The organism is Klebsiella sp. JB_Kp004, from assembly GCF_040065795.1.
GTDB lineage: Bacteria > Pseudomonadota > Gammaproteobacteria > Enterobacterales > Enterobacteriaceae > Klebsiella > Klebsiella quasipneumoniae.
Genome location: NZ_JBEAKW010000004.1, coordinates 308818 through 328383, shown reverse-complemented (window position 1 = coordinate 328383; position 19566 = coordinate 308818). Strand labels below are relative to the sequence as shown.

Annotated in this window: 16 protein-coding genes; 10 read left to right on the top strand and 6 right to left on the bottom strand. The window is 62.2% G+C overall.

All coding sequences use genetic code 11. From position 1 onward, the window contains the following. Positions 1-169: 169 nt before the first annotated feature. Positions 170-3682 (top strand): pyruvate:ferredoxin (flavodoxin) oxidoreductase, encoded by a 3513-nt coding sequence (gene nifJ / locus ABLX76_RS05915; RefSeq protein WP_243806165.1) that lies wholly within the window; start codon positions 170-172, stop codon positions 3680-3682. Positions 3683-3701: 19 nt separating this feature from the next. Here nifJ and ABLX76_RS05910 read toward each other — a convergent pair whose 3' ends face one another. Continuing rightward, positions 3702-4010, bottom strand: coding sequence for a helix-turn-helix domain-containing protein (locus tag ABLX76_RS05910; RefSeq protein WP_023290335.1), 309 nt, complete (start codon positions 4008-4010; stop codon positions 3702-3704). A 240-nt stretch (positions 4011-4250) separates the two neighbouring features. Between ABLX76_RS05910 and fusA the strand changes: the two genes are divergently transcribed. Further along, positions 4251-6353, top strand: a complete 2103-nt coding sequence (gene fusA, locus ABLX76_RS05905) for an elongation factor G (protein WP_032453436.1) — start codon at positions 4251-4253, stop codon at positions 6351-6353. Between the two features lie 220 nt (positions 6354-6573). Here fusA and sbcB read toward each other — a convergent pair whose 3' ends face one another. Beyond that, positions 6574-7998: an exodeoxyribonuclease I gene (gene sbcB, locus ABLX76_RS05900; RefSeq protein WP_021313318.1), complete on the bottom strand. Its 1425-nt coding sequence runs from the start codon at positions 7996-7998 to the stop codon at positions 6574-6576. 180 nt (positions 7999-8178) lie between these two features. Between sbcB and dacD the strand changes: the two genes are divergently transcribed. The 6 genes from dacD to cobT all read left to right on the top strand — a co-directional run bounded on the left by dacD (position 8179) and on the right by cobT (position 13796). Further along, complete coding sequence (gene dacD / locus ABLX76_RS05895) at positions 8179-9342, top strand: serine-type D-Ala-D-Ala carboxypeptidase DacD (protein ID WP_348874190.1); 1164 nt, start codon at positions 8179-8181, stop codon at positions 9340-9342. A gap of 185 nt (positions 9343-9527) precedes the next feature. Further along, positions 9528-10001 (top strand): DNA gyrase inhibitor SbmC, encoded by a 474-nt coding sequence (sbmC, locus tag ABLX76_RS05890; protein ID WP_086076222.1) that lies wholly within the window; start codon positions 9528-9530, stop codon positions 9999-10001. A gap of 98 nt (positions 10002-10099) precedes the next feature. After that, the gene (locus ABLX76_RS05885; protein WP_348874187.1) at positions 10100-11158 is read left to right on the top strand and encodes an FUSC family protein; all 1059 of its coding nucleotides are present in this window, start codon (positions 10100-10102) and stop codon (positions 11156-11158) included. Positions 11159-11325: 167 nt separating this feature from the next. Continuing rightward, positions 11326-11649 carry a DUF496 family protein gene (locus ABLX76_RS05880; protein ID WP_002911883.1) on the top strand — a complete coding sequence of 108 codons (324 nt, stop codon included), beginning with the start codon at positions 11326-11328 and terminating at the stop codon, positions 11647-11649. A gap of 311 nt (positions 11650-11960) precedes the next feature. Next, entirely contained in the window at positions 11961-12701 is a 741-nt protein-coding gene (gene cobS / locus ABLX76_RS05875; protein WP_023290330.1) for an adenosylcobinamide-GDP ribazoletransferase, read from the top strand. 27 nt (positions 12702-12728) lie between these two features. Continuing rightward, positions 12729-13796 carry a nicotinate-nucleotide--dimethylbenzimidazole phosphoribosyltransferase gene (gene cobT / locus ABLX76_RS05870; protein ID WP_044524049.1) on the top strand — a complete coding sequence of 356 codons (1068 nt, stop codon included), beginning with the start codon at positions 12729-12731 and terminating at the stop codon, positions 13794-13796. Between the two features lie 44 nt (positions 13797-13840). On the opposite strand, the gene ABLX76_RS05865 is transcribed toward cobT, so the two are convergent. Further along, the gene (locus ABLX76_RS05865) at positions 13841-14950 is read right to left on the bottom strand and encodes an adenosylhomocysteinase (protein ID WP_004203536.1); all 1110 of its coding nucleotides are present in this window, start codon (positions 14948-14950) and stop codon (positions 13841-13843) included. A 199-nt stretch (positions 14951-15149) separates the two neighbouring features. Between ABLX76_RS05865 and ABLX76_RS05860 the strand changes: the two genes are divergently transcribed. Beyond that, complete coding sequence (locus tag ABLX76_RS05860) at positions 15150-15881, top strand: HPP family protein (RefSeq protein ID WP_023290328.1); 732 nt, start codon at positions 15150-15152, stop codon at positions 15879-15881. A gap of 21 nt (positions 15882-15902) precedes the next feature. Here ABLX76_RS05860 and ABLX76_RS05855 read toward each other — a convergent pair whose 3' ends face one another. Next, positions 15903-16292: a tautomerase family protein gene (locus ABLX76_RS05855; protein WP_023290327.1), complete on the bottom strand. Its 390-nt coding sequence runs from the start codon at positions 16290-16292 to the stop codon at positions 15903-15905. A 116-nt stretch (positions 16293-16408) separates the two neighbouring features. Here ABLX76_RS05855 and ABLX76_RS05850 point away from each other — a divergent pair, with 116 nt between their 5' ends. Next, a complete protein-coding gene (locus tag ABLX76_RS05850; protein ID WP_348874185.1) occupies positions 16409-17365 on the top strand; it encodes a LysR family transcriptional regulator in 957 nt (318 codons plus the stop codon). Here ABLX76_RS05850 and ABLX76_RS05845 read toward each other — a convergent pair. Both ABLX76_RS05845 and shiA read right to left on the bottom strand, forming a co-directional pair. Then, positions 17325-18065: a lipoate-protein ligase A gene (locus ABLX76_RS05845; protein WP_101978585.1), complete on the bottom strand. Its 741-nt coding sequence runs from the start codon at positions 18063-18065 to the stop codon at positions 17325-17327. The two genes, ABLX76_RS05850 and ABLX76_RS05845, sit on opposite strands and share 41 nt — an antisense overlap. A 46-nt stretch (positions 18066-18111) precedes the next feature. Next, positions 18112-19431, bottom strand: coding sequence for a shikimate transporter (shiA, locus tag ABLX76_RS05840; RefSeq protein WP_023290324.1), 1320 nt, complete (start codon positions 19429-19431; stop codon positions 18112-18114). Positions 19432-19566: the final 135 nt, after the last annotated feature.

Genomic DNA, 19566 nt, shown 5'->3' with positions numbered 1-19566 from the left:
ATTCCCCGCAATTCCGCCGGACGGACCTGCGCCTCTCTTCCCTTAACCTGTTGAATTAATAAGCGACAGGCGGCAATCCGCGAGCTGGCACAGGCTGTGCTTGAAGAGGAAACAGGGTTTGCCGCGGGCTGTCGCGGTAAAGAGAACGCTCACCTTCGAGGATTGAACGATGTCCGGAAACATGAAAACAATGGATGGCAACGCGGCGGCGGCCTGGATCTCCTACGCCTTTACCGACGTGGCGGCCATCTATCCCATTACCCCCTCCACCCCGATGGCGGAGAATGTCGATGAATGGGCCGCTAAGGGGAAAAAGAACCTCTTTGGTCGGCCGGTGCGCCTGATGGAGATGCAGTCTGAAGCCGGCGCCGCCGGGGCGGTGCACGGCGCGCTGCAGGCGGGGGCGCTCACCACCACCTACACCGCGTCGCAGGGGCTGCTGCTGATGATCCCCAATTTGTACAAAATTGCCGGGGAGCTGCTGCCGGGCGTCTTTCACGTTAGCGCCCGGGCGCTGGCGACCAATTCGCTGAATATTTTTGGCGACCATCAGGATGTGATGGCGGTGCGCCAGACCGGCTGCGCCATGCTGGTGGAGAATAACGTTCAGCAGGTGATGGACCTGTCGGCGGTGGCGCATCTGGCGGCGATCGCCGGGCGGATACCCTTTATCAACTTCTTCGACGGCTTTCGCACTTCGCACGAAATACAGAAGATCGAGGTGCTGGAGTATGAGCAACTGGCGGCGCTGCTGGAGCGCCCGGCGCTGGAGCGCTTTCGTCGTCAGGCGCTGCATCCGGATCACCCGGTGATCCGCGGCACCGCGCAAAACCCGGATATCTACTTCCAGGAGCGGGAGGCCGGTAACCGCTTCTACCTCGCGCTGCCCGATCTGGTGGAAAGCTATATGGCGAAGATCACCGCGCTCACCGGGCGGGAATATCACCTGTTTAATTACCACGGCGCGCCGGACGCCGAGCGGGTGATTATCGCCATGGGCTCAGTGTGCGACACCGTCCAGGAGGTGGTGGATGCGCTGAATGCGGCGGGAGAGAAGGTGGGGCTGCTCAGCGTTCATCTCTATCGGCCGTTCTCGCTGGCGCACTTTTTCGCGCAACTGCCCGCCAGCGTGCAGCGTATTGCCGTCCTTGACCGCACCAAAGAGCCGGGGGCGCAGGCGGAACCGCTGTGCCTCGACGTCAAAAACGCTTTCTATCAACGCGACGATGCGCCGCTGATTGTCGGCGGCCGCTACGCCCTCGGCGGTAAGGATGTGCTGCCCAACGATATCGCCGCGGTGTTTGACAATCTTCGGCAGCCGCTGCCGAAGGACGGCTTTACCCTGGGCATTGTCGATGACGTCACCTTTACCTCGCTGCCCGCCCGGCAGGTGCCGCTGGCGGTCTCCCACGCCGGGATCACCGCCTGCAAATTCTGGGGCATGGGCTCGGACGGCACCGTCGGGGCGAACAAAAGCGCCATCAAGATCATCGGCGATAACACGCCGCTCTATGCTCAGGCCTACTTTTCCTACGACTCGAAAAAGTCCGGGGGGATCACCGTCTCGCACCTGCGCTTTGGCGACCGGCCAATCACCTCGCCCTACCTGATCCACCGGGCCGATTTTATCGCCTGCTCTCAGCAATCCTATGTCGACCGCTACGACCTGCTGGAGGGGCTGAAGCCGGGAGGCACCTTTTTGCTCAACTGCAGCTGGTCCGAGGCGGAGCTGGAGCAGCACCTGCCGGTCAGCGTCCGGCGCTATCTGGCGCAGGAAAAGATCGACTTTTATACCCTCAACGCGGTGGACATCGCCCGCGAGCTGGGCCTCGGCGGGCGCTTTAACATGCTGATGCAGGCGGCGTTCTTTAAGCTGACGGCGATTATCGATCCGCAAACCGCGGCGGACTATCTCAAGCAGGCGGTGGAGAAAAGCTATGGCAGCAAAGGGGCGAGCGTCATTGAGATGAACCAGCGGGCGATCGAGCTGGGGATGGCGGCGCTGCGTCGGGTGACGGTTCCCGCCCACTGGGCGACCCTCGAGGCGCCGGCGCCGCAGGCGACAACCCTGATGCCGGACTTCATCCGCGATATTCTGCAGCCCATGAACCGCCAGCGTGGCGACCTGCTGCCGGTGAGCGCCTTCGCCGGGATGGAAGACGGCACCTTTCCCTCCGGCACCGCCGCCTGGGAGAAGCGCGGCATTGCCCTGGAGGTGCCAGTCTGGCAGCCCGACGGCTGCACCCAGTGTAACCAGTGCGCCTTCGTCTGCCCGCATGCGGCGATCCGCCCGGCGTTGCTGAACGCTGAAGAACAGGATACGGCGCCCGCCGGGCTGCTGAGCAAACCGGCCCAGGGGGCCAAAGACTACCACTATCATCTGGCTATCTCGCCGCTGGACTGCTCCGGCTGCGGCAACTGCGTGGAGAGCTGCCCGTCGCGCGGCAAGGCGCTTCAAATGGCCTCCCTCGACAGCCAGCGCGCGATGGCCCCGGTCTGGGACTACGCGCTGGGGCTGGCGCCAAAAGACAACCCGTTTCGCAAAACGACGGTCAAAGGCAGCCAGTTCGAAACGCCGCTGCTGGAGTTTTCCGGCGCCTGCGCGGGCTGTGGCGAAACGCCCTATGCCCGGCTGATCACCCAGCTGTTTGGCGACCGGATGCTGATCGCCAACGCCACCGGCTGCTCTTCGATCTGGGGCGCCAGCGCGCCTTCGATGCCCTATACCACCAACCACCGCGGCCACGGGCCGGCCTGGGCAAACTCGCTGTTTGAGGACAACGCCGAGTTCGGGCTGGGCATGATGCTCGGCGGCCAGGCGATCCGCCAACAGATCGCCGGGGAGATGACTCGCGCCCTGGCGCTGCCGGTCAGCGACGCGCTTCACGCCGCGATGCGGCAATGGCTGGCGCAGCAGGACGAGGGGGAGGGGACCCGCGAGCGTGCGGACCGCCTCAGTGCGTTGCTGGCGGCGGAAAAAGAGGGGGTTCCGCTGCTGGAGCAGCTCTGGCAGAACCGTGACTATTTCGTCCGGCGTTCGCAGTGGATCTTCGGCGGCGACGGCTGGGCCTACGATATTGGCTTCGGCGGTCTCGATCATGTGCTGGCCAGCGGGGAAGACGTCAATATTCTGGTGTTCGATACCGAGGTCTACTCCAACACCGGCGGCCAGTCGTCCAAATCGACCCCGGTGGCGGCGATCGCCAAGTTTGCCGCCCAGGGGAAACGCACGCGGAAAAAAGATCTCGGCATGATGGCGATGAGCTACGGCAATGTTTACGTTGCGCAGATCGCCATGGGCGCTGATAAAGATCAGACCCTGCGGGCCATCGCAGAGGCTGAAGCCTGGCCGGGACCGTCGCTGGTGATCGCCTACGCCGCCTGTATCAACCACGGCCTGAAAGCCGGGATGCGCTGCAGTCAGCGCGAGGCGAAGCGGGCGGTGGAGGCGGGATACTGGCACCTGTGGCGCTACCATCCACAGCGCGAAGCCGAGGGCAAAACGCCGTTTATACTGGACTCCGAAGAGCCGGAAGAGAGCTTCCGCGACTTTCTGCTTGGCGAGGTGCGCTATGCCGCGCTGCACAAAACCACCCCGGATCTGGCGGACGCGCTGTTCCGGCAAACGGAGGAGGATGCCCGGGCCCGTTTCAGGCAGTACCAGCGGCTGGCGGGGGAGTAGCAGGCAGCAGGTTAGCGATTCACGACTGCTGCATCACGTTCAGCAGCGTATCCAGCAGGCCGGGAAAACGGGCGTCCAGATCTTCCCGGCGCAGCGAAATCATATTCTCCCGTCCCTGAGGCCGCTGCCAGATCACACCGCTGTCGCGCAGGACGCGCCAGTGGTGGGTCATGGTGGACTTGGCCACCTCTTCCTGACGCAGAGCGTTACAGCTCTGCTCGCTGCCGTCGGCCAGCGTGCGGATGATCTCCAGTCGCAGCGGGTTGCCGAGCGCGGAAAGGACATTTTCCAGGCGAATTTGTTCTCGTTCAGGGTGATTGGCGATCATAATAATCCTGTGTCGGCGGTGGCGCGGCGCATGGCGGTCGCAGCCCGTATCGGCGGCTGGCGGCTACTATACCCAAACTCCTGTTCGCATGCCACGCGCGCCGCCGCAACCTGACCAATCATAATAATAGTAAAAATAGTTCGAATATACTCGTACAATTGTACTATCATAAGCGGCAGTGAAATGAACTGCGGATCATTCCGACCGCAGACTGACAGTCAAAACGACTAAGGACGCATCATGCCCCGACCCATCCCCCTCGAACGTTATCGCAACATCGGTATCTCCGCGCATATCGATGCCGGTAAAACCACCACCACCGAGCGCATCCTGTTTTACACCGGGATGAGCCATAAGCTGGGTGAAGTACACGATGGCGCGGCAACCACCGACTGGATGGCCCAGGAGCAAGAGCGCGGGATCACCATTACCTCGGCGGCGGTGAGCTGCTTCTGGCCGGGTATGGACCGCAGCTTCGAGCCGCACCGGATCAATATCATCGACACCCCGGGGCACGTGGATTTCACCATTGAGGTGGAACGTTCCATGCGCGTGCTCGACGGCGCGGTGATGGTGTATGACTCCGTCGGCGGGGTGCAGCCCCAGTCGGAGACCGTCTGGCGCCAGGCGAATAAATACCATGTCCCGCGGCTGGCCTTCGTCAACAAGATGGACCGCCCCGGCGCGGACTTCTTCCGCGTGGTGCAGATGATGATCGACCGCCTGAAGGCCAACCCGGTGCCGATTGTCATCCCCATTGGCGCCGAAGAGCATTTCACCGGCGTCGTCGACCTGGTGAAAATGCGCGCCATCCTGTGGGATGACGCCACCCAGGGCATGACCTTCAGCTACGGGCCGGTCCCTGACGATCTGCTGGCGACTGCCCGCGAGTGGCGGGAGAAAATGGTCTCGGCGGCGGCGGAGGCCAGCGACGCGCTGATGGATAAATACCTCGAAACCGGCGAGCTGGACGAGGCGGAGATCGTCGCCGGTCTGCGCCAGCGCACGGTGAAGGGTGAAATCCAGGCGGTGCTCTGCGGTAGCGCCTTTAAAAACAAAGGCGTGCAGCGCATGCTCGACGCGGTGGTGGAGCTGATGCCGTCGCCGCTGGATATTCCGGCGATACAGGGCGTGGATGAGAAAGGCCAGCCGGCGGAACGCCATCCGAGCGACGATGAGCCGCTGTCGGCGCTGGCGTTCAAACTGATGACCGACCCCTACGTCGGCCAGTTGACCTTTATCCGCGTCTACTCCGGGACGCTGAAGAAAGGCGATGCGGTGTGGAATCCGGTGAAGGGCAAGAAAGAGCGCATCGGGCGTATCGTCCTGATGCAGGCCAACGATCGCCACGAAGTCGACGAACTGCACGCCGGGGATATCGCGGCCTGCGTTGGGCTGAAGGATGTCACTACCGGCGATACGTTATGCGACCCGGATGCGGTGATTACCCTTGAGCGGATGGAGTTTCCGGAGCCGGTGATTTCGCTGGCGATTGAGCCGAAGACCAAAGCGGACCAGGAGAAAATGGGCATCGCGCTGCAGCGGCTGGCGGCGGAAGATCCGTCGTTCCGTCTGCATACCGATGAAGAGTCCGGCCAGACGATTATCTCCGGCATGGGCGAGCTGCATCTGGAGATCATTGTCGACCGGATGAAGCGCGAGTTTAACGTCGAGGCCAACATTGGTCGTCCGCAGGTCACCTACCGCGAAACCCTGCGCAAGAAAGTGACGGACGTGGAGGGCAAATTTGTGCGCCAGTCCGGCGGTAAAGGACAGTACGGGCACGTCGTGCTGACCCTTGAGCCGCTGGAGCCGGGCAGCGGTTTCGTCTTCGAGGACGCCACCAAAGGCGGGGTCGTGCCGCGCGAGTACATCCCTTCCGTGGAGAAAGGGCTGCGCGAAGCGATGGGCACCGGCGTGCTGGCGGGCTATCCGGTGGTTGACGTGAAAGCGACCCTGACCTTCGGATCGTACCACGATGTGGACTCCTCGGAGATGGCGTTCCGCATGGCGGCGATCTTCGGCTTCCGGGAAGGGGCGCGCAAAGCGGACCCGGTGATCCTTGAGCCGGTGATGCACGTGGAGGTGGAAACGCCGGAAGAGTACGCCGGGAATATCATGGGCGATCTCTCTTCCCGTCGCGGGATGGTGCAGGGGATGGAAGAGCGCTTCGGCAGCCAGATCATCCGCGCCGATGTGCCGCTGGCGGAGATGTTTGGTTATTCCACCACGCTGCGCTCGATGTCTCAGGGACGAGCAACCTATAGCATGGAGTTCCACCACTACGCGGAAGCGCCGCGCAACGTAGCGGATGAAATCATCGCCAGCCGCGCGAAAAGTTAAGCCAGTCATCCCGGGTAGCGGCTTCGCCTTACCCGGGCTACTCTGGTACCAGCGCCCAGGCCCGGTAAGGCGAAGCCGCCCCGGGCAAAAAGGTAAGCACGAACCGGGGATGCAATGCCCGGCGGCGCTGCGCTTGCGCGGGCCTACGGTCAGGTGTCCTCCCCGGTCATCGTTTGTAGCCCGGGAAAGGCGTTAGCCGCAACCCGGGAATTTCAGCCAATCAGACAATATCCTGCGCGTACTGCCACAGCGCCTTCAGCTGCGCCAGCTTCTCTTTATCATCCGCATATTGCTGATACAGCATCTGCAGCTCATCGGCATAGGCCTGCAAAAACTCAGGCGTAAATACCTGACGACGGTGCTCTAACCAGCGCTGCTGCTCATGTTCATCGAGCGTGCCGGGGAAGTTGCGCGCCCGGTAGTTAAACAGCAGGCGTTCGATGCGCTTGTCGGCGAAGGTGATATCCAGCGCCGGCAGATTGCGCGGTTCGGTTTCCAGCACGATTTTCATCGCCGCGCGGTCGGCATCGCTAAAGAACCCATTGTAAAGCTGGGCGTCGACGTTTTCGGACGGCACGAACGGCTCGGCTTCGGCATACACCGCCACCACTTTCTCCCGCACCTGCGGATTCGCCCGCAGCAGCTGGGCATTCTCCAGACAGCGCTGAATGGAGATCCCCAGCCGGTCGGCATCCTGCGGGCGCAGGGTATTGGCCTGGGCCAGCACCGGACATTTGTTCAAATGCACCAGCTTAATCGGCGCCGCCGGCAGATCGCCAAGCTCGGCGCGCGGGGTGTAAAGCCGCTCGCGCAGGGCGTCCGCATCCAGCTCCAGCAGCGGCGCCATATCCCCCGCCAGATCGACCATAATCACCGCATTGCGGTTTTCCGGATGCCAGGCCAGGGGCGCCACCAGGCTGGTGTTGCCGCGCGCGGCGCCGAACATGCCGGAGACATGCACCAGCGGCTTCATCTGCGGCACGTCGATGAGCGTCGCCAGCTTGCGCTTATTGCGGTGGCTGTAGAGATAGTCAAACAGCCGCGGCTGCCGGGTTTTCACCAGCTTCGCCATGGCGATGGTGGCGTACACGTCGGCCATCGCGTCATGGGCGTTCTGGTGTTCAATACCGTTGGCGACGGTCAGATGTTCAAGGCGGAAGCTCGGCAGACCCTCGTCATTTTCCGGCCAGGCGATCCCTTCCGGACGCAGGGCATAGCAGGCGCGCATCACGTCGAGCAGATCCCAGCGCGAGTTATCGTGCTGCCAGCTCCAGGCATAAGGGTCATAGAAGTTGCGATAGAAGATATTCCGCGTCACTTCGTCATCAAAGCGCACGTTGTTATAGCCGACGATGCAGGTTTGCGGCACCGTGAACAGATCGTGGATGCGGCGGGCAAACGCGGCCTCGTTATCCCCTTTGGCCAGCGCTTCCTGCGGGGTGATCCCGGTGATCATTACCGCCTGCGGCTGCGGCAGGTAATCGTCAGCGGGCTTGCAGTAAAACACCTCGGGCTCGCCCAGCACGTTTAACTCCGCGTCGGTGCGGATGGCGGCGAACTGCGCCGGCCGGTCAAGGGAAGGGCTGGTACCGAAGGTTTCATAATCGTGGAATAAAAATCCGGGCTGGTTGACGCTGTCTTGCATAGTCTGTTCATTATCCGTGGTGGCGTGCGACCGGTATGGTAAACGATTTGCCCGGTCATCAGAAGGGTAACGGCAAGCAACATCCTCCGCCGTGTCATATTTTCTTGCAATTAAACCCTGATATGAAACGCGAAGTTCCGTAAAAAGGACGGCGGATCTGTAAATCTAGAGGATATGCCGTTGAAAGGCCGTTTGTTTATTGCTGTATCTTTGCTCGCTTCGAGCGTTTCCTGCGCATTTGCCGTCGACTTACCTGCTACGGTCGCGCCGCCTTCCATTCAGGCTGGCTCCTGGGTGCTGATGGATTACACCACCGGTCAGGTACTGACCGCGGGTAACGAACATCAGCAGCGCAATCCTGCCAGCCTGACCAAATTAATGACCGGCTACGTGGTCGATCGCGCCATCGACAGCCATCGTATCACCTTTGACGATATCGTCACCGTGGGGAAAGACGCCTGGGCGAAGGGCAACCCGGTGTTCGACGGGTCATCCCTGATGTTCTTAAAGCCAGGGGATCGCGTCAGCGTCCGCGACCTCAGCCGCGGGCTGATTGTCGACTCCGGCAACGACGCCTGCGTCGCGCTGGCCGACTATGTCGCCGGCGGTCAGCCGCAGTTTGTCGCCCTGATGAATCAGTATGTCGAAAAACTGCATTTGCAGGATACCCATTTCGAAACCGTCCACGGCCTCGATGCCCCGGGTCAGCACAGTTCGGCCTATGACCTGGCGGTGCTGTCGCGGGCGATTATCCATGGCGAGCCTGACGTCTACCACATGTACAGCCAGAAAAGCCTGACGTGGAACGGCATTACCCAGCAAAACCGTAACGGTCTGCTGTGGGATAAAACCCTGAACGTCGATGGCCTGAAAACCGGCCACACGTCGGGCGCCGGGTTTAACCTGATCGCCTCGGCGGTGGATGGCCAGCGTCGGTTGATCGCCGTGGTGATGGGGGCCGACAGCCCGAAAGGCCGCGAGCAGCAGGCCGCGAAACTGCTGCACTGGGGGCAGCAAAACTTCGACACCGTGCAGGTGCTGCAGAAGGGGCAGAAGGTCGGCAGCGAGCGCATCTGGTACGGCGATAAAGAGCAGATTAAGCTCGGCACCGATCAGGATTTCTGGTTAGCGCTGCCGAAGGCGGAAGTGTCGCGCATTAAAGCGAAATATGTGCTGGATAAGAAGGACCTTGAGGCGCCGATCGTCGCCAACCAGCGGGTCGGCGAGATTTCGCTGTATGACGGCGACAAGGTCGTGGGCCACTATCCGTTGGTCACCCTCGAAAGCATTAATAAAGGCGGGGTGTTCTCGCGAATGAGCGATTACCTGCACCACGAGCTGTAACCACGCCAACCGCCTCTTTGCAGGCGGTTTTTTTTCGCCTGCCGCCCGGCAGACGCGGGGACAACATCGCCGTTTTTTTCATCAGCCGCAATGGCGACTCTGTGAATTCGCGCACATACTGAGGAGGGATCTCCTGTTAAATTAACTGTATATTCATACAGTCATTTATCTCCAAAGGAGGCAAGATGAACTACAGCGTCACCCCCCTCGGCAAGAAAACCATTGCCGGTTTCCATCTGGTCGGGCCCTGGGATCAAACCGTCAGGCAGGGGTTTGAGCAACTGATGATGTGGGTTGAAGGCCAGCAGGTGCCCGCCCGCGAGTGGCTTGCCGTCTACTACGATAACCCGGAGGACGTGCCGGCGGAAAAACTGCGCTGCGCCACCGTGGTCGCGGTTGACGAGGATTACGTCATTCCCGCCAACAGCGAAGGGGTGATCATAACGGCGATTGCCGGCGGGGATTACGCCTGCGCCCGCGCGCGGGTGGTGGATCACGACTTCGCCACCCCGTGGAGGCAGTTTTTCGACAGCCTGCTGCAGAGCACGGCGTATCGCATCGCCCCTCAGCCCTGCTTTGAGGTCTATCTTAACGACGGCAACCACGACGGCTACTGGGAAATCGACATGTATGTTCCCGTCGCCCGCGTCGCGTCGTAGCGATTTACCCCTGTTCCGGACAAGGATTTTTACATTCCCGGCACGCTCCGGGCGAAAAAGCAGTTACAATTGGCCTTTTCGTTTTGCCGGAGAGGGTTGTGCGCGCTGATAAATCACTCAAGCCATTTGAGATCCGCTTGTATCGCCATTATCGGGTGGTGCATGGTGTGCGGATTGCGCTGGCCTTTGTGCTCACCTTTTTGCTGGTGCGGCTGCTGAACGTGCCTGAGGGGACCTGGCCTCTCATCACCCTGGTGGTGGTAATGGGGCCGATCTCCTTCTGGGGCAACGTCGTGCCGCGGGCGTTTCAGCGCATCGGCGGCACGATCCTCGGCTCGGCGCTGGGGCTGGTGGCGCTGAAGCTTGAGCTTATCTCCCTGCCGCTGATGGTCCTCTGGTGCGCGGCGGCGATGTTCCTCTGCGGCTGGCTGGCGCTGGGCAAGAAACCCTATCAGGCGCTGCTGATCGGCATCACCCTGTCGGTGGTGGTCGGGGCGCCGCCGGGCGATATGCATACCGCGCTGTGGCGAAGCGGCGATGTGATCTTCGGCTCGCTGCTGGCGATGCTGTTTACCGGTATCTGGCCGCAGCGGGCGTTTATCCACTGGCGCATCCAGATGGCCAGCTACGTCACCAACTTCAACCGCCTCTACCAGGCCGGCTTCTCGCCAAATCTGGTGGATCGGCCGCGGCTGGAAAAGCATCTCCAACAGGCGCTCAACGACGTCGTCAAAATGCGCGGGCTGATCACCCCCGCCAGCAAAGAGACGCACATCCAGAAGGCGATCTTCGAGGCTATCCAGACCGTCAGCCGCAACCTCGTGTGCATGCTGGAGCTGCAGATCAACGCCTGGTGGGCAACCCGTCCGGGCCACTTCGTCATGCTCAATGCGCACACCCTGCGGGAGACGCAGCAGATGACCCAGCAGACGCTGTTGGCCATCGCCCACGCGCTGTACGAAGGGAACCCTCAGCCTGTGCGCGCCAATAATGAAAAGCTGAATGATATCGTCCTCGAACTGCGCCAGCTGATGAAAGAGCAGGGGGACGATAGCCTGGCGGAAACCCCGATCCATGGCTATGTTTGGCTCTCTATTGAACTGGCGCGCCAGCTGGAGCTGCTGTCGCATCTGATCTGCCGCGCGTTGCGCAAATAAGCACCAGATGCACCGGGTAACTGCACGGGTTGTTTCGATTCAGCAGCGTTTAGGGTTATGATAAACGCAAAGGAAAAAACATTGTCATCAGCGACTGCTAGCAGTTATGTTAGCCCTATAACGCAGTCGCTTTACGAATCCGAATCTCAATTATTAGGGGTGTAAAAATGGAAACAACTAAGCCTTCTTTCCAGGACGTACTGGAGTTTGTTCGTCTGTACCGTCGTAAGAACAAACTGCAGCGTGAAATTCAGGACGTTGAGAAAAAGATCCGTGATAACCAGAAGCGCGTTCTGCTGCTGGACAACCTCAGCGACTACATCAAACCGGGCATGAGCGTGGAAGCCATCCAGGGCATCATCGCCAGCATGAAGAGCGATTACGAAGACCGCGTTGATGACTACATCATCAAGAATGCCGAGCTGTCCAAAGAGCGCCGCGACATCTCTAAAAAACTGAAAGTGATGGGTGAAGCCAAAGTCGAAGGCTAATCCCAGCTGTCCGGCGGCGGTCAGCGTCGCCGGGCTGTTCTGCACTACCCCCTCCCGTCTCTTTTTCTGCGAAAACTTTGTGCCGGCAACTGCCTCTTTCCACCGACTCTTTGCTATACTGCCCCGCGAAAACGTATTGATATCGGAAAGGTTTCTCTCATCCTGGCCGGGCATCTGACGCAGCGGCGTCAGGGCGATATCTCAACACCTCTCACCTCTCCGACGATCGATTCGCCAGAAGATAAACTCAGGTGCTGACCGGGCGCGACAGAACCTCTTCCGCTGCTTTCGCCGACAGGAGTCAACCCCACGTGATTAAGTCATTCTTTGCCGCACTCTCGTTTATCAGCCGTCTGCCGGTCCCGGCGCGGTTATCTCAGGGCCTGGAGATCGAACAGTACCAGCGCAGTATCGTCACCTTCCCGCTGGTCGGTTTACTGCTCGGCGCCATCGCCGGCGCGGTGGTGTACCTCCTGCAGCCGTGGTGCGGCGTCCCGCTGGCGGCGCTGTTCGGCGCGCTGGCGCTGGCGCTGCTCACCGGCGGATTTCACCTTGACGGGCTGGCCGATACCTGCGACGGCATCTTCTCCGCCCGCACCCGCGATCGAATGCTGGAGATCATGCGCGACAGCCGGCTGGGTACCCACGGCGGGCTGGCGCTGATTTTTGTGCTGGTGGCGAAGGTGCTGGTGGTCGGCGAACTGCTGCTGCGCGATGTCAACCCCATCGCGGCGCTGGCGGCGGCCTGCGCCGTCGGTCGCGGAATGGCGGTGCTGCTGATGTATCGCCATCGCTATGCGCGGGAAAAAGGGCTGGGCAATCTGTTTATTGGCAAAATTAGCCTGCAGCAGACGCTGGTGACGATGGCGCTGGCGATCGCGCTGGCCACCGCCCTGCTGGGGCTGCAGGGGCTGCGCGCCGCGCTGATCGCCCTGGTGCTGATCTGGGGTCTGGGGTGGGCGCTGAAGCGAACCCTCGGCGGGCAGACCGGGGATACCCTCGGAGCGGCGATCGAGCTGGGTGAATTACTCTTTTTACTGGCGCTACTGTAAGGCCTGGCATCAACGGTGAGGAACAGAATGGAAACACTTTCGGCGTTACTGGCTGCCATTCCGCAGCCCGATGTGACGGGCATGGCGCGCGCGCAGCAGCATATTGATGGCCTGTTAAAGCCGCCCGGCAGCCTTGGCCGTCTGGAGAGCCTGGCGGTACAGCTGGCCGGTCTGCCGGGGCTGCAGGGGCAGCTGGCGCTGACTGAAAAAGCCATCGTGGTCATGTGCGCCGACCACGGCGTCTGGCATGAAGGCGTGACCCCTTCCCCGCAGGCGGTCACGGCCATTCATGCCGGCAATATGGTGCGGGGCAATACCGGCGTCTGCGTGCTGGCGGCGCAGGCTGGCGTGAGAGTGGAGGTGGTGGATGTCGGCATCGACGCCGAGCCGCTGCCGGGCCTGATCAACCTCAAGGTGGCCCGCGGTAGCGGGAATATCGCCCGGACGGCGGCGATGAGCCGTCAGCAGGCAGAGACTGTGCTGCTGGCCAGCATGCGTTTCGCCCGCCAGCTCGCCGCCGACGGGGTGAACGTCTTTGGCGTGGGGGAGCTGGGGATGGCCAATACCACCCCGGCCGCTGCGACGATCAGCGTCCTGACCGGCAGCGACCCCGACGCGGTGGTGGGCTGCGGGGCCAATCTGCCGCTGGCGCAGCGGGGCCATAAGGTGGCGGTGGTGCGCCAGGCGATCGCTCATAACCAGCCGAACCCGGCGGACGGGCTGGACGTGCTGGCTAAGGTGGGCGGTTTTGATCTGGTGGGTATGACCGGGGTGATCCTCGGGGCGGCCTCCTGCGGCCTGCCGGTGGTGCTGGATGGCTTCCTCTCCTACGCTTCGGCTCTGGCGGCCTGCCGCATGGCCCCGGCGGCGCACCCGTATCTTATCCCTTCACACCTGTCGGCGGAGAAAGGGGCGCGGATCGCCCTCGACGCGCTGGGTCTGCGCCCGTATCTCGATATGGACATGCGCCTGGGGGAGGGCAGCGGCGCCGCGCTGGCCATGCACCTGTTGGATGCCGCCAGCGCGATGTACCACCAGATGGGGACCCTGGCGCAGAGTAACATTGTGCTGCCCGATAGCGCGCCAGCGTCCTGATGATAAAGCGCATCGTCTCGAGGATGGGGGACGGTGCGCCGGGTTTACAGCGCCTGCTGCCAGACCGCCTGCGGCAGCAGGTAAACCTGCGCCGGGGCGCGCATACCGTCGCTGACAATATGGCCGATACCGCTGGCCATCACCGCCAGGGTAACGTCAAAGGCGTTAAGGCTGTCGCCGAAGCCGGCGGTCAGGTTGAGCATCGAGCCATTGGCCATCAGGTAGACGGTTTTGTCAGCCATGCGGTAGGCGTTGATATACGGCATCACCTCTTCCTGAGGGTACTGGCGCAGGTACTCGCCGTCGATCTCTTCCGCCACGTGGCCGACGTTAAGGATAAACACGCCCGCTTTCGCCCGGTCCAGCGCCTGGCGATTAACCACGTTTTTACCGCCTGTCGCGGTGGCTACCACGTCCGCCGAGGCGATAGCCTCCTGGAGATCGACCACGTGCCAGCCGTCATAGGCCGCCTGCAGCCGACGGGCAGGATCGATCTCCGCCACCATCACCTGGCCGCCAAAGGCTTTTGCCGCCGCCGCGACGCCCTGGCCAACCAGGCCGTAGCCGATCACCAGCACTTTTTTCTCATGCAGGGTGAGATGAGTGGTCTGGAAGAAGGTGTGCCAGGCGGTGAGTCCGACCATATGGCGGTTATGTAGCCCCTCTTTGACCGGCAGATCGTCCCAGTTAAAGATCGGATAGCCGGGCTGAATATCACCCAGCCGATTGACGCCGGAGCCGGTGGCTTCCAGACCCGCCACGATGTTGCCGAACTCGCCGCGCTGATGGAGGAGGGTGGTGATATCGGCCCCCATTTCGCACAGGTGAGTGGGCTGCCAGGCGATCGCTTTTTCCCATGACTGTTGCCAGTCGGCATCGCTCATATTGCGCCAGGCGCAGGCCTCGGCGCCGCGCTCCACCAGCCAGGCCACCACGTCGTCCTGCACGGTGGTGGGGTTACAGGTGGTTAAAAAGACCTGAGCGCCCTTGTCGAGGATCCCCTGCACCAGCGGGATCATTTTCATGTCGAGGTGCATACAGCAGGCAAGGCGGACGCCGCTGAGGTCGGGCAGGGCGGCGACCTGACGCAGGGTACGCGGCATATTCTGGCTGGCCCATGCCACTTCTTTCGCTAAAGAGATTTTATTATTCACTGGGTTATGACCTTCAGTTCGCAAAAGGGGTATCCCCCTGACAGAAAAGGGATTCTATCAGCCCGGGCGAGAATTCACAGCCCTGCGCCGCCCGGAAATCGCCGCCCGCGCGATCCCCTGCTAAATACAGGGTTGTTAATGTAAGGTTAAAAAAAGAAAATAAAATATAAGTAACTCCTATGATCTGAGCGATAAAGCGATGTTGAGTGTTATTCCCGCAGGCCTGTTTTCACGGCTGCGGATTTTCCTTGGGCGGCTGAAGCCGCACGCGCTGCCGGTGGCTCGTCGGCATATTGTGCTGGGCTCCATCGGCGCCGGCACCGGGCTGGCGGTGACCAGCATGTTCAGCCACTGGCTGCTCGGCGAAGTCAATCTGTGGTTTATTGCCCCCATGGGCGCATCGGCGGTACTCCTGTTTGGCGTGCCGAGCAGTCCGCTGGCGCAGCCGTGGTCGATTGTCGGCGGTAATGTGCTGTCGGCGCTGATCGGCGTCACGGTGGGGATGCTGGTGCCCGACCCGGCGCTGGCCTGCGGGCTGGCGGCGGCGCTGGCCATCGCCGGGATGTATTTTCTGCGCTGCCTGCATCCTCCCGGCGGCGCGGTGGCCCTGACGGCGATCCTCGGCGGCGCCGGGGTGCACAGCGAAGGCTATCACTTTGTGCTGACGCCGGTGCTGCTCAACTCGCTGATGCTGGCGCTGCTGGCCATCGTGTTTAACAATCTGGTTGGCCGCCGCTACCCCCATCCGCTGGCGGCGGAGGAGGTCAAATCCCGTGCGGTGCCGCTGGGCATTTCGGTTACCCGGGAAGATATTCACGCCGCCCTGCTGGAAGGCCAGTTCCTCGACATTGACGAAGACGATGTCCAGGAACTGCTGGAAAATATCGAACAGCAGGCGCGCCAGCGCATCGCGGCGGCAGGCCGCCGCTGACAGCGCCCTCCCGGCCGCGGCTTAGAGATCGCCGGTAAGATACTGCGCGACCCCGCGGCCAAAACTCCAGTCGCCTTTCTGGTTGCTGATAATCGACACCATCACATCATCGCCGCTCAGGCCGCAGTGCTCCGCCAGCTCCTCCTGCAGAATGGCGAAGAAACGCTGCTTCTGCGCGTCGCTGCGCGGGCTGGTATAGACCCGCACCACCACCTGATCCCGCGTGCGGGTCAGTCCGAGGCCGGTGTCTTCAATCACCATATGGTGGGCTTTGTTTTCGTGAACAATCTGGTAGCGGTCGCGTTCCGGTACCTCGAAGGCGCGCAGCACGGCGCGATGAGCGGCATCCAGCAAGGTTCTGATCTCCTGTTCCGTACGGCCTTCAATCAGGTCAAATGTCAGTAATGGCATGCAGGTGGTCCTTATCGTTAGGGAATAATCGCTGTCTGATATGGATGCTAGCCGATGCCGTCGCGGGCAAAAACCGCTATAGTTGAATACATTGTTTTTACTGGTGAACAATCAATATGAGCGAGAGTCGTCCGGAGAGTTACTGGGCCCATCTTTACTGGCTGACGGTGCTGGAAGAGCAGAAAAGCTATACCCGGGCCGCGGAAAAGCTGGGGATCAGCAAGTCGGCCATCAGCCAGAAAATCAGCGAGCTGGAGCGGGTGACCGGTAAAACGCTGGTCCATCGCACCACCCGCAGCGTCAGCCTCAGCGACGACGGGCTACGGCTGGTGGCGGAGCTCAGTGAGCCGTTTGGCCAGCTGCGGGATATTTTCACCGGCGCCTGCGATGAGGGCGGACCGCTGCGGGGGACGTTGCGCCTGACCGCGCCGGTGGCCTTTTCCCGTCAGCAACTGGTGCCGGCGATCGCGCCCTTTTTACATCAACATCCCCAGCTGCATCTGCAGCTGGAGGTGACCGACCGGCTGGTCTCTCTCGGCAGCGAAGGGTTCGACCTCGCCATCCGCCACTGTCGGCGCGAGGCGCTCCCGGACACCCACGTCGCCTGGCCGCTGTGCCACACGGCCACGCTGATCGTCGCATCCGCCGACTATATTCGCCGCCATGGCCGCCCGGAGACGCCCGACGATCTGCGTCAACACCAGTGCCTGACCTATCCCCGTGGGCCCCAGCGCCCGCAGTGGACGTTCGCCTCCCGCCAGACGCCCGATGAGCGGGTGACCATCAACGTGCAGGGGCCGTTCGCCACCAACAACAGCGAGTCGCTGCGCGATGCGGTGCTGGCGGGGTTGGGGGTGGCGCTGCTGCCGGATTTTAGCGCCCGGGAGGCTATCGGCCGCGGGCTGGTGCAGGAGCTGCTGCCGGCGTGGCAGCCGGTGGAGGTGTTCGCCGATCGGCTGTACGTCATCCGGCCCTATACTCCGCGGGTGTCGCGCGCGGTGGAGACCTTTAGCCGCTACCTGAAAACGACCTTCAGCGAGCCGCGTCCAGCTCCCGGGCCAGCGCCTCGCTGAAGCGGGGGAGCAGATGGCGCTCGCCGGGAAGCAACTGCGCCAGGGTGACGGTTTTGTCGGCGCGGTAGACCCGCCCGCTGCCGAGCTGCGCTTCGAAGGCGTTCGCCGCCTGATGCGCCGCGCTAAGATCGACGTCAATAAGGATCACCGCATGGGCCAGCACCACATGGCCGCCGCTCGCCGTCTGCGGCCGCCAGTACTGGGCGGTACCGACAATCTTGCGCGCCTCCTCTCCCTCCCCGCAGGCGAGGTTATACCGGCCATCGCAAAAGGAACCGCTCACCGCTTGGGCGTGGCTGGCAACGCCGAAGCGCGCGAAGGTGCGCTGCAGCACAGCGCACAGGGAGTGATAGATGGGTTCGGCGGCCTCGCCGAGCGGCTGCTGCACCGGCCAGGCGAGGCTGAGGTTGATAATCCCCGGCCCCTGGGGCACCAGACCGCCCCCGGAGCGGCGGAGCCATACCGGCCAGCCCCGCGCGGCAAAACGCGCGCTGACCGCCGGCAGGTCCGCAAACTGACGATAGCTCCCCGGCACCACGAATCCCTGCGGCGCCTGCCAGAGCTGGGCGACGGCCTCGCCGGCGCCGGCTTTGGCAAACAGCGGTTGTTCCGCCTGGGTGGGGTCCTCGCAAAACTGCAGCGCCAGCGAGGCGGGGGTAAAGCGGCGTGGCCAGCAGTCGGCCAGGGGCAACAGAGACATGCGTTCTCCTTACCGGAGGGCGCGGGTCGCGCCCTCCGAAGGCTGGTCAGTCGACAGTATGCTTTTTCATCAGCAGCGCGGTGAGCGCTGACAGCAGGCAACCCGCGGTCAGATAGAGGGCCACGCTGTGCCAGGAGCCCCCGGAGAAGGTGACCAGCGCCGCGGCGATAAAGGGCGTAAAGCCGCCGCCGACCACGCTCGCCACCTGGTAGCCGACGCCGGCGCCGCTATAGCGATAGCTGGCGCCGAACAGCTCGGTAAACATCGGCTGCTGGACGCAGACCACCATATCATGGGCGATATTGGCCAGCATCAGGGCGAAGAACAGGATCCAGAAAACGGACTGACTCTCCAGCGCCATAAAGAACGGAAAACCGCTCAGCGTGCCGATCAGCGCCCCGGTAATATAGATCCGCCGACGGCCAAAGCGGTCTGCCAGCCAGGCGAAGCAGGGGATAGTCAGACAGCTGAGGCCGCCCACCAGCAGGCCGATGTTGAGGAACAGCTCGCGCGGCAGGCCGAGGTTTTGCGTCGAGTAGTTGAGGGCGAAGGCGGTGACGATGTACATGGTCAGCAGTTCGCACAACCGCAGGGCAATAATCAGTAAAAACGCCCCGGGATGGCGAAGCAGGGCTTCCACCACCGGCAGTCGCTTTTTCACCTGCGGCGCGTTGGCCTGGCTCTGCTGGGCTTCAAACTCCTGCGATTCGGCCATACCGTTACGGATCCACAGCGCAATCAGAACCAGCGCCACGCTGAACAGGAAGGGTAAGCGCCAGCCCCAGCTGAGGAACTGCTCGTCGGTGGTCAGGCTGCTGATCAGCGATACCAGCCCGGTGGAGAGCAGCAGGCCGACGCCGTAGCCCACCTGCACCCCGCTGCTGTAAAAGGCTTTTTTTCCCTTCGGCGCGTTCTCCACCGAGAGCAGCGCCGCGCCGCCCCATTCGCCGCCGACGGCAAAGCCCTGAACCGCCCGCAGGAACACCAGCAGCACCGGCGCCCACCAGCCGATCTGACTGAATGAGGGGAGCAGGCCGATGCAGGCGGTGGCGATACCCATCATCCAGACGGTCATCATCAGCATCCGCTTGCGCCCGAGACGGTCGCCGAAGTGGCCAAAGATAATCCCGCCCAGCGGGCGAAAAAGAAACCCGACGCCGAAGGTGGCAAACGCGGCAAGGGTGCCCATCGCCGGGCTGATTTGCGGGAAAAATTCGCGGTTGAACACCAGCGCGGCGGTAATGCCATAGAGAAGAAAATCGTACCAGTCGACCACGGCGCCGGCAAAGCTGCCCCATGCCGCCCGCCGGGCCCGATGCAGCGAATCCGGCGCCTCGCCGGGCTGCACGCTTATTGTTGAATCCATACCCTGTCCTGTCAGTCACGTAATTCGTTGTTATTGGAATGAGACGCTTTTAGCGTAGCGTCTGCACTGAGACTACCGCGCAGCGGCCGTGGAGGAAAGTAGTTTGCCTGCTAAGCGGCGAGCTGGTGCAAAAAT